Raw genomic sequence first — 15,030 nt, 5'->3', positions numbered from 1 at the left:
GATATGCCAGTTGGAATAGAAAATAATTTTATTGATATTTTAATATTAAAATCTAGAAATCTAAAAAATATTTGATTATAAGATATTAGGGTCTTAATCATTTTGAATGGAGGTGGGCTGAAGTTAGACATGTAAATGGTTATTATTTAATGTCAAAGTTAATAGAGCATTTAAAGGGGCATAAGGTCAGTCTTTCAGAAAAAGATATAGAACTGGGTCAGCATGTTTAAGCAAGTTGAGCTTTTATCTTTATAAAGATAAAAGATATTACTATTACTGATCTAGGTACATTGCTTAATAATTATTTGTATAGTGAGTATTAGCTTGCACATACTGATTTTGCTAAAATGATAGTTAAGTCAAAAAAGAAAAAATAGGGTAGGGGTATAGCTTATAATAATACTTTTGTTAATTTACCATTGAGATTGAGTAGAATGCATTTTGTATTGTTGATTTTGCTATATTAATATCTTTTATAGAGGTAGGAATAATTTTGATTATTGAAAATAATGGGATTGTTAAAAGCTTGCCTCTGCTATTCTGGTGAAAATTAATTGTATTGTTGCTTCTAATAACCCTGAGTATATTTTTATAGTAAGAAAACTTCAATTTCAGAAAGAGGGGTTATCGAAAAGCAATTTTTTGTTGAAAAATTTACATTTGAAGCTTGGGATGGAGAAATTATATATAAAGTTATTGAAATATTTAAGTATATTAAAATGGTACCAGGTTTATATGTTCCTAAGCTAATTCTTTAAAGCTATAAAGATTATTAGTCTCAATTTAAATAAAAAAGACAAGTTTAAAACTGTCTTTTTATAGCATTAATAAAGTGGGACCAGGATGAGTTGAACATCCGACCTCAGGTTTATCAGACCTGCGCTCTAACCACCTGAGCTATGATCCCTAAGATAGTTTATCTTTTAAGATTTTATTTAACTTTATTTTCTTTGTCAATATAAGTTTTGTTTTTATATGTGTGTAGTTACTAATTATTTTTACTGTTTACTTTAATGATTTTTAATTTAGTTTTGATTTAAAATTATGTCAATGAATAGAGAATTTTTTATACGTGATGCTGTTGTTGTAGCTAAGTCTCTACTTGGTCACTTTTTAGTGAGAAAAATAAATGGAGAAGAAATTATTGTAAAAATTGTTGAAACAGAGGCATATATGGGAACAATAGATAGAGCTTGTCATGCATATAGAGGAAAAAAGACTAATCGTACAAGTGCTATGTATAGTATTGGAGGATATGCTTATATTTATATGATTTATGGCATGTATTATATGTTAAATGTTGTATCATCTGATGAAAACAATCCTCATTCTGTTTTAATAAGAGCTGTTGAACCTATTTTACCTTTACTTAAGGGGAATTTCATGGTTACTAATGGGCCTGGTAAGCTTACTAGATACTTAAATGTAGATTTAAGATTTAATAAAGTAGATCTTATTGGTAATTCTGACCTTTTTTTAATGAATAAATTGACTTTTGATTTTGAAGTGGTATGCTCAAAGAGAATAAACATTGATTATGCAGGTGAAGAATATGCTAATAAACTTTGGAGATTTTATATAAAGGGGAATAGATATGTATCTAAATATTAATATTGTTTATATGTCTTTAAGAATAGGAGTTACTATTTCTTGCGTAAAATCTTCAACTTGATAAGGCGCAAATCCTATGTTTTCATTTGGATTTAAGATTTCATTTATATCCTTATTTGTTAATCTAAAACTTTTATCTTTAAGGATTAATTTAATTAAATCATTCTCTTGTTTACCTAAATAAATGTTTTTTCTTACCTGCATAGAATAAACTCTAATTTTTTCATGCAATATTTGCCTGTTGCCTCCATTTTTTGTTGCTTTCATTAATATATCTTCTGTTAGGATAAAAGGCATTTCTGCTTTTACGTGTTGTTTGATGATTTTTTCATTTATTCTAATATTACTTAGTATTTTATTAAGTAGTATTAGAATGGCATCAGCTGCTAAGAATGCTTGAGGAATATTTAACCTTTTACATGCTGAATCGTCTAAAGTTCTCTCGAGCCATTGGGTTGCGGCTATAAATCCTCCACTTGTTTGTAGGCTCATTACGAACTTGGCAAGAGAAGCTACTCTTTCGCTGTGAATAGGATTTTTTTTGTAAGGCATTGCTGATGAACCTATTTGATTTTCTTCGAAATTTTCTTCAATTTCTTTAAGGTGTTGCATAAACCTGATATCATTAGTGATTTTATGTGCACTCTGGGATAGGTTACTTAGAAAGTTCAATATTGACGAATCAATTTTACGATCGTAAGTTTGACTAGTTATTTTATAAACTTTATTAAAACCCATTTTTTTAGCAATACTTATATCTAGATTTTTTACTCTTTCAAAATTAGATGATAGTAATTCTTTGAAACTACTTTGATTGCCAACAGTGCCCTTTGCTCCTCTGAAGCAAAGGCTAGATAGAATGAAATTAAGTTCTTTAAAGTCAAAAATTAAACTTTGAAGCCACAAACTACTTCTTTTCCCAAGAGTTGTTAGTTGAGCTTCTTGTAGATGTGTGTATGAAAGTATTGCTAAGTTTTTATGCTTTATTGAAAAGTCATTTAAAGTTTTAATGAGAATTTTTAATTTATTCTTAATAAGCAATAATGCTTCTTTTATTTGAATTAAATCCGTGTTGTCCATTAAAAATGCACTTGTAGCACCAAGATGTAAAATTTTTTGAGCATCAACACCAACTAGGTCAGAATAGGCGTAAAGATGTGCCATGACTTCATGTTTAAATTTTTCTTCATACTTTTCTACAACTGTAAAATCAATGTTTTCAATATGTTTATATAGATTATCTAGCTGTTCTTGCTTAATATTTGCCCCTAATTCTTTTTGGGCTAAGGCTAGATTATACCACAATTTTCTCCATATTGTGTACTTAAATTTTGGTGAAAAAATGTAAAGCATTTCTTTACTTGAGTATCTTGATTTCAATGGGTTTATATATTTATCCATTTTTTATTCCTAAAAATAGTTTTTTCTCGTGCTTCTCCAATTGAAATAATTGAAATTTGAACTCCAGCTTCTCTTTCAATGAACTCTATATATTCTTTAGCTTCATCTGGAAGATCTAAATAACTATTTATGTTACTAATGTCTTGTTTAAATCCTTTGAAAGATTTGTATACAGGGTTGGCTTTTTCTAGTATTTCACAAGAAGTGGGAATATATTCATATATTTTTCCTTGATGTTCATAGGCCACACAAATTTTGAGTTCTTCTATATCTTTTAGAATATCTAGTTTGGTTAAAGCTAAATGGTTTAATTCATTGAGAGCTACTGATTTTTTGATGGTTAAAATATCAAGCCAGCCGATTCTTCTGGGTCTCCCTGTAGTTGTTCCATATTCTTTTCCCTTTTCTCTAATCTCATCACCAATAGAATTTTTAATCTCACTTACAAAAGGCCCTGCTCCAACTCTTGAAGAGAATGCCTTTATTATTCCAATTTTTTGTTTTATTTTTGAAGTGGGGATGCCACAACCCACGGCTGTTGTTATTAATGTGTTACTTGATGTTACGAATGGGAATGTTCCGTGTTCAATATCAAGCATCGTACCCTGAGCTCCTTCTATTAATATAGTTTTGCCTGAAATAATGGCATATTTTAGTATTTCTTCTGTGTTTGTGATTACAGGTTTAAGTATTCCTATATATTCTTTGTATTTATTTAAGATATTAGCATAATTCAAAGGGGTTTCATTATATATCTTTTCTATAATTTTATTTTTTTCATCTAAATTTATTTTTAATTTTTTTTCAAAAATTTTCATATTAAGTAGATCAACAGCTCTTATGCCTGTTCTGTTTATTTTGTCTGCATAGCAAGGCCCAATCCCTTTCTTAGTTGTTCCTATTTTATCATTACCCTTTTTTTGTTCGCTAAGCTCGTCAATTTTGATGTGATAAGGCATTATTATATGTGCTTTATCACTAATTAGTATATTTACTTTGATATTGTTTTTTTTGAGTATCTCAATTTCTTCAATTAAAACTCTAGGATCAATTACAACCCCAGGCCCAATTATACAATTTGAACCTTGTAAAGCTCCAGAAGGCAACAAGTGAAAGATAAATTTTTTATTGTTAGCAACAATTGTATGCCCAGCATTATTTCCACCATTAAATCTTATAACATAATCTGCTTTTGCTGATAAAAAATCTATTATTTTTCCCTTTCCTTCATCTCCCCATTGGGTACCAATAACCGCATAAATTGACATATTTGTCTCCTATTTATTTATTTTTGCTACTTCTTTTAGAGTTCTGTGTTTTTCATTAAAATCGATACCATATCCGACTATAAAATGATTATCGATTTCAAACCCCACATAGTCTATTTTTAGTTTCGTTAATCTTCTTGATGATTTATTGAAAAGAACACATGTTTTAATCTCTTTGGGATTTTTTGTTTTTAAATGTTCAATAATTTTTCTATATGTTAATCCAGTGTCTATAATATCGTCAAAGAGTATTACATAGCAGTTTTCTATACTAATATCAATGTCTTTTTTTATGATTACTTTTAATGAAGAATTGGCCTTATTCCCATAACTTGAAGCTTGAAGAAAATCTATTTTTGCATTGAGTCCAATTTCTCTTATGATGTCTGCAAAAAATATGAATGAGCCTTTAAGAAGAGATATAAAAACTACGTTATTTTTATCTTTGTAATGATCCTTAATCTCTTGTGCCAGCTCTTTAATTTTATTTTTTATTTTTTCTTCTGAGTATAAAGTTGAAATTTGATCATTCATTAAGATTGCATTTGACTCTCTATTTGTAGTGTTTAATAATAATTGTATTTTTTTTATAAGTTTAATTCAAGTTAAAATATAGTTAATATCCAATAAAAGTATGATATTCTTTATCTAAGAAAGAGATTTATACATGAATTCTAATTATGAAAAATATAAGATGCTAGTTTTTGATCTTGATGGAACTTTACTTAATAATGAACATAAGATTACACCATTAACTCTTAAAGTTCTTTTAAAGTTAAGTAATGATTTTCATATAATCATAGCTACTGGTAGGAGATTAAATGAAATTAAGGATGTTCTGGGTCAACTTAAAGATATTGATATTGAAAAGGGTTATATGATAACAACTAATGGAGCCGAAGTTTTTTTGCGGAGTAATCTAATCTTGAGATATAAAATGGAATATGACCTAGTAAGAGAAATTCTTAAACTTGAGAGAGGGGAAATTGATATTAATTTATATACTTTAAGCGATTGGTATTCTGATAGAGAGATTAGGAGTCCAATTATGAATTATTTTATTAGTCATTTAGGAATAAAGCCTGTTATTACTGATTTATTTTCTCTTCGAGTAGATTCTTTCTCTAAGATAGTTTATTTTTCTAAAAATATTGTTACTCTTAAGAATTTTGAAAATACAATAATAGAGAAGAATTTCAAAGACATAAGCGTATTTTACTCTGCTAGAGATCTCTTAGAAATTACAAATATTAATGCTAGTAAGTATAATGCTGTTAAAAGCATTGCTTTATTTGAATGTGTTAATATTGGAAATATTTTAGCATTTGGAGATAATGGCAATGATTATGAAATGCTAAAAAATGTTGGCAAGGGCATTGTGATGAAGAATGCAAATGATTTTGTGAGGGATAATTTACCAAATAATGAGGTTACAAAGTTTAGTAACGATGAAGATGGAGTTGCTAAATTTTTAATTGATTTTTTTAATCTTGATATTGATTTTAGTTAATCTTTTTAATTCAAGTTGTATTACTTTAGATGTTTAAAGTGGAATAACTAATATTTATTTAATATTTTGATTTTGTTATGTGTTTATTATAAAAATTTTTATAATTCATTTTTACTATATAAAGAATAGGGGTAGTCATTAGTATAAAGAAATGAAACTTTTTAATATAATTTATGTTTGCGAGAAGTCTCATCTTTAATAAATAGATTTTTATTATAGTTTTATATTTTATTTTTTAATCCATCTTCCGTGAATTTTTATCTTCCGCTTTCATTGTGTTTGCAGATTTAATATTGTCCTTTAATTATTTTTTTGTGATAACAAACCAATGTATTAGCTCTTTGATTTAATCTTAAGATATTTTAAATTAGTAGTTTCTTTTTCATTTGTATTTATTTGTGAGTAAATTGTTTTAATGATATGATTTCATCAACTTTTGGTTTTAGTAAATATCTTTTGAAGTTGAGATCCAACATGGAATAAATGAGTATAATGTTATATTCATTATTTTTTTATTCATATAAACCTTTTTAAATTAATTGTGTCATTTAATAAGTTATTATTAGGATTTTTGTTTTATAAATTTAGAATAGGCAATTTTATTTAAAGTAATTATTAATAAAAAATATTTTAAGGGTATTGACATGGAAAAAGTAAAAGTATATATTATCTTATATTGTATAAATGATTGAGATTGGCAAGTTAGAGACGGAAGATAAAAATATGGTCAAAGTAATAAGAGTCTATGGTGGATGCCTAGGAGCTTTAAGGCGAAGAAGGTCGTGGTAAGCTGCGAAAAGCTTGGGGGAGAAGCAAACATTTTATGATCCCAAGATTACCGAATGGAGTAATCCAATTAGCTAGATGCTAATTATCTATTACATGTGTAATAGAGGCTATACCAGGGGAAGTGAACCATCTAAGTACCCTGAGGAAAAGAAATCAAAGAGATTCCCTAAGTAGTGGCGAGCGAAAAGGGAGTAGCCCAAACTTTGGATGTGCCAAGCTACAGAGCATTGCATTCAGAGGGTTGTAGGACGCTTGAAGTTTAGTCTGTAATAAACTGAGAAGTTACAAAATATTTATATAGAAGAATAATCTGGAAAGATTAGCCAGAGAAGGTGATAGCCCTGTAATTTAAATGTAAATATCTTCTTAAAGATGTTCCTGAGTAAAACGAGACACGAGAAATCTTGTTTGAAGCTGGGGAGACCACTCTCCAAGGCTAAATACTAGAAAGCTACCGATAGTGAAGAGTACCGTGAGGGAAAGGTGAAAAGAACCCCGGGAGGGGAGTGAAATAGAACTGAAACCGTGGACTTACAAGCAGTCAAAGCCATGAATTTATTCATGGTGATGGCGTGCCTTTTGCATAATGAACCTGCGAGTTATCATGTCTAGCAAGGTTAAGGCATAGAAGTGCTGGAGCCTGAGCGAAAGCGAGTCTTAAAAGGGCGATGTAGTTAGATGTGGTAGACCCGAAGCCGAGTGATCTATTTATGGCCAGGCTGAAGCTTGGGTAAAGCCAAGTGAAGGGCCGAACCCTAGTCTGTTTAAAAAGGCAGGGATGAGCTGTGAATAGGAGTGAAAGGCTAAACAAACTCGGAGATAGCTGGTTCTCCCCGAAATGGATTTAAGTTCAGCCTTATTTTAGTGCAATAGAGGTAGAGCACTAATTGAGCTAGGGCCTGTCAAAAGGTACCAAACTCAGTTAAACTCCGAATGCTATTGTATGATGAATAGGAGTGAGACTATGGGCGATAAGGTTCATAGTCGAGAGGGAAACAACCCAGATCAACAGCTAAGGTCTCAAAAATGTGTTAAGTGGAAAAGGAAGTTTAAGTACGCAAACAACCAGGAGGTTGGCTTAGAAGCAGCCATACCTTTAAAGAGTGCGTAATAGCTCACTGGTCGAGTACTTAAGCGCCGACAATGTAACGGGGCTAAACACATTACCGAAGCTTTGGATTCTAATTCTAAGTTAGAGTGGTAGGGGAGCGTTCTGTAAGCCTGAGAAGTTAAACTGGAAAGTTTAATGGAGGTATCAGAAGTGAGAATGCAGGTATGAGTAACGAAAAAATGGGTGAGATTCCCATTCGCCGAAAACCTAAGGTTTCCTGGGTGAAGGTCGTCTTCCCAGGGTTAGTCGGCCCCTAAGGCAAAGCTGAAAAGTGAAGTCGATGGGAAACGGGTTAATATTCCCGTACCTCTTATAGTTTCGATTGGAGTGACGCATGAGGTAAACTACTGCTAGGCGATGGTTGTCCTAGTTTAAGCATTAAGGTATTAATTTTAGTAGGAAAATCCGCTAAGAGAGCTGAGATGTAATGATGAGTGTTGTTTAGGCAGCATGAAATGTAGGTAGTCAAGGTGCCAAGAAATAACTTCTAAGGATAGGCTATGAGGGACCGTACCGAAAACCGACACAGGTAGGTGGGATGAAAATTCTAAGGCGCGCGAGAGAATCCACGTTAAGGAACTCTGCAAAATACGTACGTAACTTCGGGATAAGTACGACCTAAGAGATTAGGTAGCATAAAAATGGTCCAAACGACTGTTTACCAAAAACACAGGTCTCTGCAAATCTGTAAAGAGAAGTATAGGGACTGACACCTGCCCGGTGCTGGAAGGTTAATAGGAGATGTTAGTATAAAAGCGAAGCATTGAATTCAAGCCCCAGTAAACGGCGGCCGTAACTATAACGGTCCTAAGGTAGCGAAATTCCTTGTCGGGTAAGTTCCGACCCGCACGAATGGTGTAACGATTTGGACGCTGTCTCAACGTGGAGCTCGGTGAAATTGAAGTATCGGTGAAGATGCCGATTACTTGTGGTTAGACGGAAAGACCCCGTGAACCTTTACTATAGCTTGGTATTGAAATTTGGTTAAGTATGTGTAGGATAGGTGGGAGACTTTGAAGCTATCTCGTTAGGGATAGTGGAGTCAATCTTGAAATACCACCCTTGTTTAATTAATTTTCTAACTCATAGATAATATGAGGAAAGTGCCAGGTGGGTAGTTTGACTGGGGCGGTCGCCTCCTAAAAAGTAACGGAGGTGTACAAAGGTTACCTTAGAGTGGTTGGAAATCACTCTGTAAGTGTAAAGGCATAAGGTAGCTTAACTGTGAGACTGACAAGTCGAACAGATACGAAAGTAGGTCTTAGTGATCTGGCGGTAGCGAGTGGAAGCGCCGTCACTTAACGAATAAAAGGTACTCCGGGGATAACAGGCTTATCCTCCCCAAGAGTTCACATCGACGGGAGGGTTTGGCACCTCGATGTCGGCTCATCGCATCCTAGGGCTGAAGCAGGTCCTAAGGGTATGGCTGTTCGCCATTTAAAGCGGTACGCGAGCTGGGTTCAGAACGTCGTGAGACAGTTTGGTCCCTATCTGCCACAAGCGTTGGATATTTGAGAGGAGCTATCTTTAGTACGAGAGGACCGAGATGGACGAACCTCTAGTGTACCAGTTATCCTGCCAAGGGTAAGCGCTGGGTAGCTACGTTCGGAAGGGATAACCGCTGAAAGCATCTAAGTGGGAAGCCTTCCTCAAGATGAGATATCCTAGAGGGTTCTGGAAGAATACCAGGTTGATAGGTTAGAAGTGTAAGTATAGTAATATATTAAGCTGACTAATACTAATTACCCGAATCTTTGGCCATATTTTTGTCTTCCTTATAAATACCCTGGTGGTTAAAGAAAAGAGGAAACACCTGTTATCATTCCGAACACAGAAGTTAAGCTCTTATTCGCTGATGGTACTGCGAGTTCGCGGGAGAGTAGGTTATTGCCAGGGTTTTTATTTTTAGAGATATATATGTTGAAAAGTATATGGTAAATATGAATATTTTTAATATTATTTTTTTTGTTTTTTTTTTAACTATTAATTTATTTGCCAATCAAGTTATAAAGTTTAAGCTTGTTGATCAATATTACCCTCTTTATTATAAAAATAAAGAGGGTAATACTGTTGGTGTTATTTTTCCTATTCTTTCTAAATGGGCTCAGGATCATAATTATGATATTAGCATAGAGACTATTAATTATATTGATGAAAATAAGATTGAAGATGATGTAATTTATTTAGGATTGACCTACAATTCAAATTTAAATGATTTTTTTTATTTTAAAAATGAAATTGGAAAGTGTGTTGCTGCTTTGATTTATGATAAAAAGGAGAATAATAATAAGTCTAATTTTTATTCTCTAAAAAATCTACGAATAGGTGTTGTAAAAAACACAATATATGAAGATATTTTAAAGCTTCATGGTCGTATTGATAATGTGCTTTTATTTAAAGACACTGAAGAATTGCTATTAGGGCTGAGAGATAATAAGATTGATTTAGTATATGGAAGTTGTAAGTCATTGCCTTGTGTATGGTATAATACTTTGTTTCCATATTTTATTAAAGTTTTTAATGATGACTATTTTTATAGTTTTAGTATAAGACTTGCTGTTAGTAAAAAAGCTAATATTAATTTAAAATCTTTAAACGTTGATCTTTTGAATTATATGAAGTCACTTTCTGTAGAAGAATATAAATCTTTTAAGGAATTTGATATTTTGTATAATCTTGATATTGGAATATATGATGATTATCCTCCTTTAAGTTTTATTGATTCTAGTGGTCAGCCTTCAGGCATTTTAGTTGATTTGTGGCATACTCTATCTAGGGAGTATGGATTTATAGTAAATTTTGTAGGATTCCCAAAAGAGAGTATTAAAAAAAGCATAGATGATAAGAATGTTTCTATCTGGGGTGGCATTATTAAAGAAAACGAGAGCTTAAATTCTAGAAATTATAAAGAAACTATTCCAATATACTCACTTAATTTTAAGCTTTATTTTACTAATGCTAAAAATAGTAAAAGAATAATAAATTCACAGATTATTGATTTTAATTTTGATAATTTTATTCTAGATAAAAATACGGATATAGTAAATAATTTTGCAGATATAGTAAATAAGTCGTATGGATTTATAGAGAATTCAATAACTACAAGATATTTATCAAAAGTGCATGGATATAACCATGTATTAAAATCTGAAGATTCAAATTTTAATCAGAAAAGATCTTTGGTATTTGCAACCAATAATAAAAGATTTAAATTGTTTGCGTATGTTCTTAATGCATTAATAGAAAATTTTTTCTTTGATACTTTATTACAAATAGATAATAATTGGCTTGATCAAGATGAAATTAAGGATTATCAAAGTAATGGATATGGCTATGTAGGTAAGAATGACTTTAATATTGAGGAAAAAATTTGGTTACTGAATAATGAGAAATTAAATCTTGCTGTAAAAGATTGGTATCCTATTGATTATTTTGATTCTAATGGTTATAGAGGAGTAAATGAAGAATTAATTAATAAAATACAAAGGTTGACAAATTTAAAATTCAATATAATCGAGGTAAGAAAAGAAGATAATATTGAGAATTTGGTTAAGTTAGGAAAAGTAAATGTTTTAGCTACTAATTTAGAAAATGAAAATATAGACTATGTTTTCAACATTAAGGCAAGTTCAGGAATTCCACTTTATGTTTTTTCGAATAAGATTAAAATATATCCTTTTAATTTTTCTGAACGATGTGCAATACTTAAATTTTTGTATACAAAGGAAATAGAAGCCAAGTCAGGAGTGCAATTAGTTCAGGTGGATAATTTTAAGGAGGCTTTAGATCTTCTTTACAGTGGTAAAGTAAATGGGATTATTAGTGATGAGTATACTGCTACTGTTAATTTTGAGGATTTAAACATCAGAGATGTTAAAAAACTTCCTACTCATATAAATTTAAAATTTGATTTGAATGTTGCAGTATATAACCAAGATTATATTTTAAGGGGAATCATACAAAAAAGTTTATATCGTGCAAATGTTAGTAATAGACTGTATTTTGATGATTGGGCATCTAATGTTTATAAGAGATCTAGGGATATAGGATTTAGAAAATCTTTTACGACATCAGTAATCATTGGTATTTTTATTTTAACTGTTTTTTTAGTTTCCTTGTTTAATTTGGGGCAGGAAGTAGATTTTAGAAAAAAGATGTATTTTTCTGCAATGAGTGAGAAAAGAGTTATTGAGAATGCTATTAATGCTAAGACTATTTTTGTTGCAAGCATGAGTCATGATATTCGTACTCCTATCAATGGAATAGTAGCAGCTAATGAACTCTTGGAACGTACTGATCTTTTGAGTTCTCAAAGAGAATATGTTCAAATTATAAATTATTCTTCTAAATCATTGCTATCTTTAATTGATGATATATTATACATCTCTAAAATAGATATGAATGAAATATACATTGAAAATAATGATATAGATTTAGAGCGTGAAATTGAAGATGTTGTAAAGAGTTTTCAGCCTCAGAGTGCAAAGCAGAATCTTGATTTAATTTTTTATTCGAAATCGAACTTAGAAAATTACTTAATAGGTGATATTTCTAGATTAAAACAAGTGCTTATTAATTTAATAGGAAATTCTTTTAAATTTACTGATGATGGAATTATAGTTTTAAATTATGAAAAGATATGTAATACAGAGGATAATAATGGGAATAAAATACTTACTATTGAGTTTAAAGTAATTGATACTGGGAAGGGAATTAAACAACATAGCATACCTGAAGTATTTGAATTATTTAAACAAGAGGATAACTCTGATGCAAGAATACACGGAGGCACTGGTCTTGGTCTTGCTATATCAAGAAAACTTGTTAGTTTAATGGGCGGACCTGGTATTTCAGTTGAGAGTGAAATAGGTATAGGAACAACTTTTTCATTTATGTTACCTTTTGTTTTAGGTAAAAAGATTAGCAACTGTAATAAAGATTTAAATGAATTTAAACTTGTAAGGGATAAAAAGATTTTAAGCTTAGTTTTAAGTAAAAAGTCTGTTAAGATTTTAAATGAAATAAGTGAGATCTTTAATTATAGAGATAACATCCACTACTCTTGTTCTTATGATGATGCGTATGAGATTTTTTATAAAAATCCTTATTATGATTTTGTTTTTATAAATGTAAATAGTACTTGTGTACAAGAAAGCATTAATGTTGCTAACAAAATAAAAAGTTTAAATTTCAGTACAAGAGTAGTTTTTGTACTTCCTTATTTATCAAATAATGAGATGATTAAATTTGAATATGAGTATATTCAAAAACCTTTTAGAAGATGGGATTTTTATTCTAGTTGGATTAATAATGATTCAAATATAGATGAGCCATTATTAAATGATTTTAGTGTTCTTGAAATAAAAGATAATGTACGTATTTTAATAGCTGAAGATAATGAAATTAATCAGAAAGTTTTAAAAAATATTTTAGTCGCTGTAGGAGTCAGAGAAAATTCTATTGATATTGTGGAAGATGGAGTCAGTGCTATTAAATCTTTGAAAAATTGTAGCTATGACATAGCTTTTATTGATATAAGAATGCCAGTTTGCGATGGATTTTCAGTGACTAAAGAGATACGTAGATATGAGAGTCAGAATAACTTAATTCCATGTGTTTTAATAGCTGTAACAGCACATGCGTTAGGAGAATATAAAGATAAATGTTTTGAGCATGGGATGAATGATTATATTGTAAAACCAATAAACATTAGGGGAATAAAGAATTTATTATCAAAGTATTTACAAATTAAGTTTGAAGAAACTAATAATAAAGAAGATATTAATTTAATTAAATATCCAGATTTACCTCATTTGGATATTAGTAAAGCTTTGGTAGAGCTTGATATCTCATATGATGAATATAGTGAACTATGCAGGGGACTTGTTGAAGTTATTTATGTTTTTATTTATGAATTAGATAAGGCTTTTAATGCAGGGGATTTGGAATTGGTAAAAAGTATTGCACATTCAATTTCAGGAGCCCTTGGTAATATGCGTAGTAGCTTATTTGAGAAGTTTAGAGAGATTGAGATGAGTAAAAGAGCAATTCATGAAATAAAGATATTTTACTATGAAACACGTAAAGATTTGCTTTTACTTATTGAAAATATAAAAAAATACATTTTAAATGTTGTTGATAATGTAAGCCAGGAAAAATTAAACTTTAAAAATAATGATGAGTTTTTGGATCTTATGCAAAAGCTTTTACATGGAATAGAGAATAGAAATCCAAAAGAATATAAAGAAATACTTGAAATTCTTAAAAAATATAATTTAGAAGATAAAAAAAAGGTATTGTTTGATTCTCTTCTTAAAAATTTAAGATTATATAAGTTTGAAAATAGTTATAATATTGTTCAAGATATGATTGGAAATAGTAAAATAGAGAAGACATAATGGAAGGGATAGTACTGGATGATTTTGAAGAAAATAGAATTGATGTTCAAAAATTACTTCTTGTAGATGATACTCCTACAAACTTAGATTTACTAATAAACATATTGCAAGATGAATATGAAATCAGAGTTGCAATAAATGGGCTTGATGCTTTGAAACAGGTTAAGATTGACAGTCCTGATCTTATTCTTCTTGATGTATTGCTTCCAGATATTAGTGGTTATGAAGTTTGTAAGAGGCTTAAGGGTGATCCTGAAACAAGAGATACTCCTATAATTTTTATTAGTTCAAGGGATTCTACAAATGCTCAGCTTGAAGGATTTAATGTTGGTGGGGTAGATTATATCTTAAAGCCTTTTAATGCAAGAATTATTGATGCAAGAATTAAAACTCATCTTGAGCTTAAAAGACTTAGAGATTATTTTAAAAACCTTGCAAGAATTGATGGGTTGACTCAAATTCCTAATAGAAGATTTTTTACAGATAAATTTGCTAAGTCTTGGATGAAAGCTTTGGAATATAAAGAACGCGTCATTGTGGGAATGTTGGATATTGATTATTTTAAAAAATATAATGATAATTACGGACATACCAATGGCGATGAATGTCTTAAGTTTATTGCAAAGAGTTTGAATAAAATTGCTGTGAGATATAAGATAGATGTTGCTCGTTATGGTGGAGAAGAATTTATTTTATTTTCTGTTAATAGGAGTTTAGAAGAAATGATTAACATCGTTAGTTTAATAATAGAGGAAATTAGAAATTTGGAAATAGTTCATGAATATAACAATGTTTCTAATTTTGTGACAGTTTCAATTGGACTTGCTGAGCAAATTCCTAATGATAGTAATTTTACTAATATTATTAAGCTTGCTGATGATAAGTTATATGAAGCTAAGGTATCTGGCAGGAATCAGTTTAAATATTGAAAATAGACCCGAT

Annotated in this window: 7 protein-coding genes, 1 tRNA gene and 2 rRNA genes; 6 read left to right on the top strand and 4 right to left on the bottom strand. The window is 30.3% G+C overall.

The features are described 5' to 3' along the window. Window positions 1-833: 833 nt before the first annotated feature. Window positions 834-907, bottom strand: a tRNA-Ile gene (locus F0310_RS02080). Window positions 908-1,050: 143 nt separating this feature from the next. Between F0310_RS02080 and F0310_RS02075 the strand changes: the two genes are divergently transcribed. After that, window positions 1,051-1,611, top strand: coding sequence for a DNA-3-methyladenine glycosylase (locus tag F0310_RS02075; protein ID WP_182117697.1), 561 nt, complete (start codon window positions 1,051-1,053; stop codon window positions 1,609-1,611). Between the two features lie 6 nt (window positions 1,612-1,617). Here F0310_RS02075 and purB read toward each other — a convergent pair whose 3' ends face one another. The 3 genes from purB to hpt are packed head-to-tail and all read right to left on the bottom strand — an operon-like array spanning window position 1,618 to window position 4,814. Then, window positions 1,618-3,012, bottom strand: a complete 1,395-nt coding sequence (gene purB / locus F0310_RS02070) for an adenylosuccinate lyase (protein ID WP_182117309.1) — start codon at window positions 3,010-3,012, stop codon at window positions 1,618-1,620. Continuing rightward, complete coding sequence (locus F0310_RS02065) at window positions 2,997-4,280, bottom strand: adenylosuccinate synthase (RefSeq protein WP_182117308.1); 1,284 nt, start codon at window positions 4,278-4,280, stop codon at window positions 2,997-2,999. The genes purB and F0310_RS02065 overlap by 16 nt, the downstream gene beginning before the upstream one ends. 9 nt (window positions 4,281-4,289) lie before the next feature. Then, window positions 4,290-4,814 carry a hypoxanthine phosphoribosyltransferase gene (gene hpt / locus F0310_RS02060; protein ID WP_182117307.1) on the bottom strand — a complete coding sequence of 175 codons (525 nt, stop codon included), beginning with the start codon at window positions 4,812-4,814 and terminating at the stop codon, window positions 4,290-4,292. Window positions 4,815-4,947: 133 nt separating this feature from the next. Here hpt and F0310_RS02055 point away from each other — a divergent pair, with 133 nt between their 5' ends. From F0310_RS02055 to F0310_RS02035, 5 genes are all read left to right on the top strand, one after another. Continuing rightward, complete coding sequence (locus F0310_RS02055; protein WP_182117306.1) at window positions 4,948-5,790, top strand: Cof-type HAD-IIB family hydrolase; 843 nt, start codon at window positions 4,948-4,950, stop codon at window positions 5,788-5,790. A 725-nt stretch (window positions 5,791-6,515) separates the two neighbouring features. Continuing rightward, window positions 6,516-9,452, top strand: a 23S ribosomal RNA gene (locus tag F0310_RS02050). Between the two features lie 23 nt (window positions 9,453-9,475). Beyond that, window positions 9,476-9,586: ribosomal RNA gene (rrf, locus tag F0310_RS02045) — 5S ribosomal RNA — on the top strand. Between the two features lie 35 nt (window positions 9,587-9,621). Beyond that, complete coding sequence (locus tag F0310_RS02040) at window positions 9,622-14,088, top strand: ATP-binding protein (RefSeq protein ID WP_182117305.1); 4,467 nt, start codon at window positions 9,622-9,624, stop codon at window positions 14,086-14,088. Continuing rightward, a complete protein-coding gene (locus tag F0310_RS02035; protein ID WP_182117304.1) occupies window positions 14,088-15,017 on the top strand; it encodes a diguanylate cyclase in 930 nt (309 codons plus the stop codon). Before F0310_RS02040 ends, F0310_RS02035 begins: the two co-directional genes overlap by 1 nt. Window positions 15,018-15,030: the final 13 nt, after the last annotated feature.

It is taken from the genome of Borrelia sp. A-FGy1, from assembly GCF_014084025.1.
GTDB lineage: Bacteria > Spirochaetota > Spirochaetia > Borreliales > Borreliaceae > Borrelia.
The sequence above is the reverse complement of the archived record's forward strand: the minus strand, read 5'-3'. Positions and strand labels throughout refer to the sequence as shown.

Excerpts from the sequence above, each read along its gene's own strand:
- F0310_RS02075 (WP_182117697.1), top strand. The coding sequence starts at position 1,051 with ATGAATAGAGAATTTTTTATACGTGATGCTGTTGTTGTAGCTAAGTCT.
- F0310_RS02055 (WP_182117306.1), top strand. The coding sequence starts at position 4,948 with ATGAATTCTAATTATGAAAAATATAAGATGCTAGTTTTTGATCTTGAT.
- F0310_RS02065 (WP_182117308.1), bottom strand. The coding sequence starts at position 4,280 with ATGTCAATTTATGCGGTTATTGGTACCCAATGGGGAGATGAAGGAAAG.
- hpt (WP_182117307.1), bottom strand. The coding sequence starts at position 4,814 with ATGAATGATCAAATTTCAACTTTATACTCAGAAGAAAAAATAAAAAAT.
- F0310_RS02040 (WP_182117305.1), top strand. The coding sequence starts at position 9,622 with ATGGTAAATATGAATATTTTTAATATTATTTTTTTTGTTTTTTTTTTA.
- purB (WP_182117309.1), bottom strand. The coding sequence starts at position 3,012 with ATGGATAAATATATAAACCCATTGAAATCAAGATACTCAAGTAAAGAA.
- F0310_RS02035 (WP_182117304.1), top strand. The coding sequence starts at position 14,088 with ATGGAAGGGATAGTACTGGATGATTTTGAAGAAAATAGAATTGATGTT.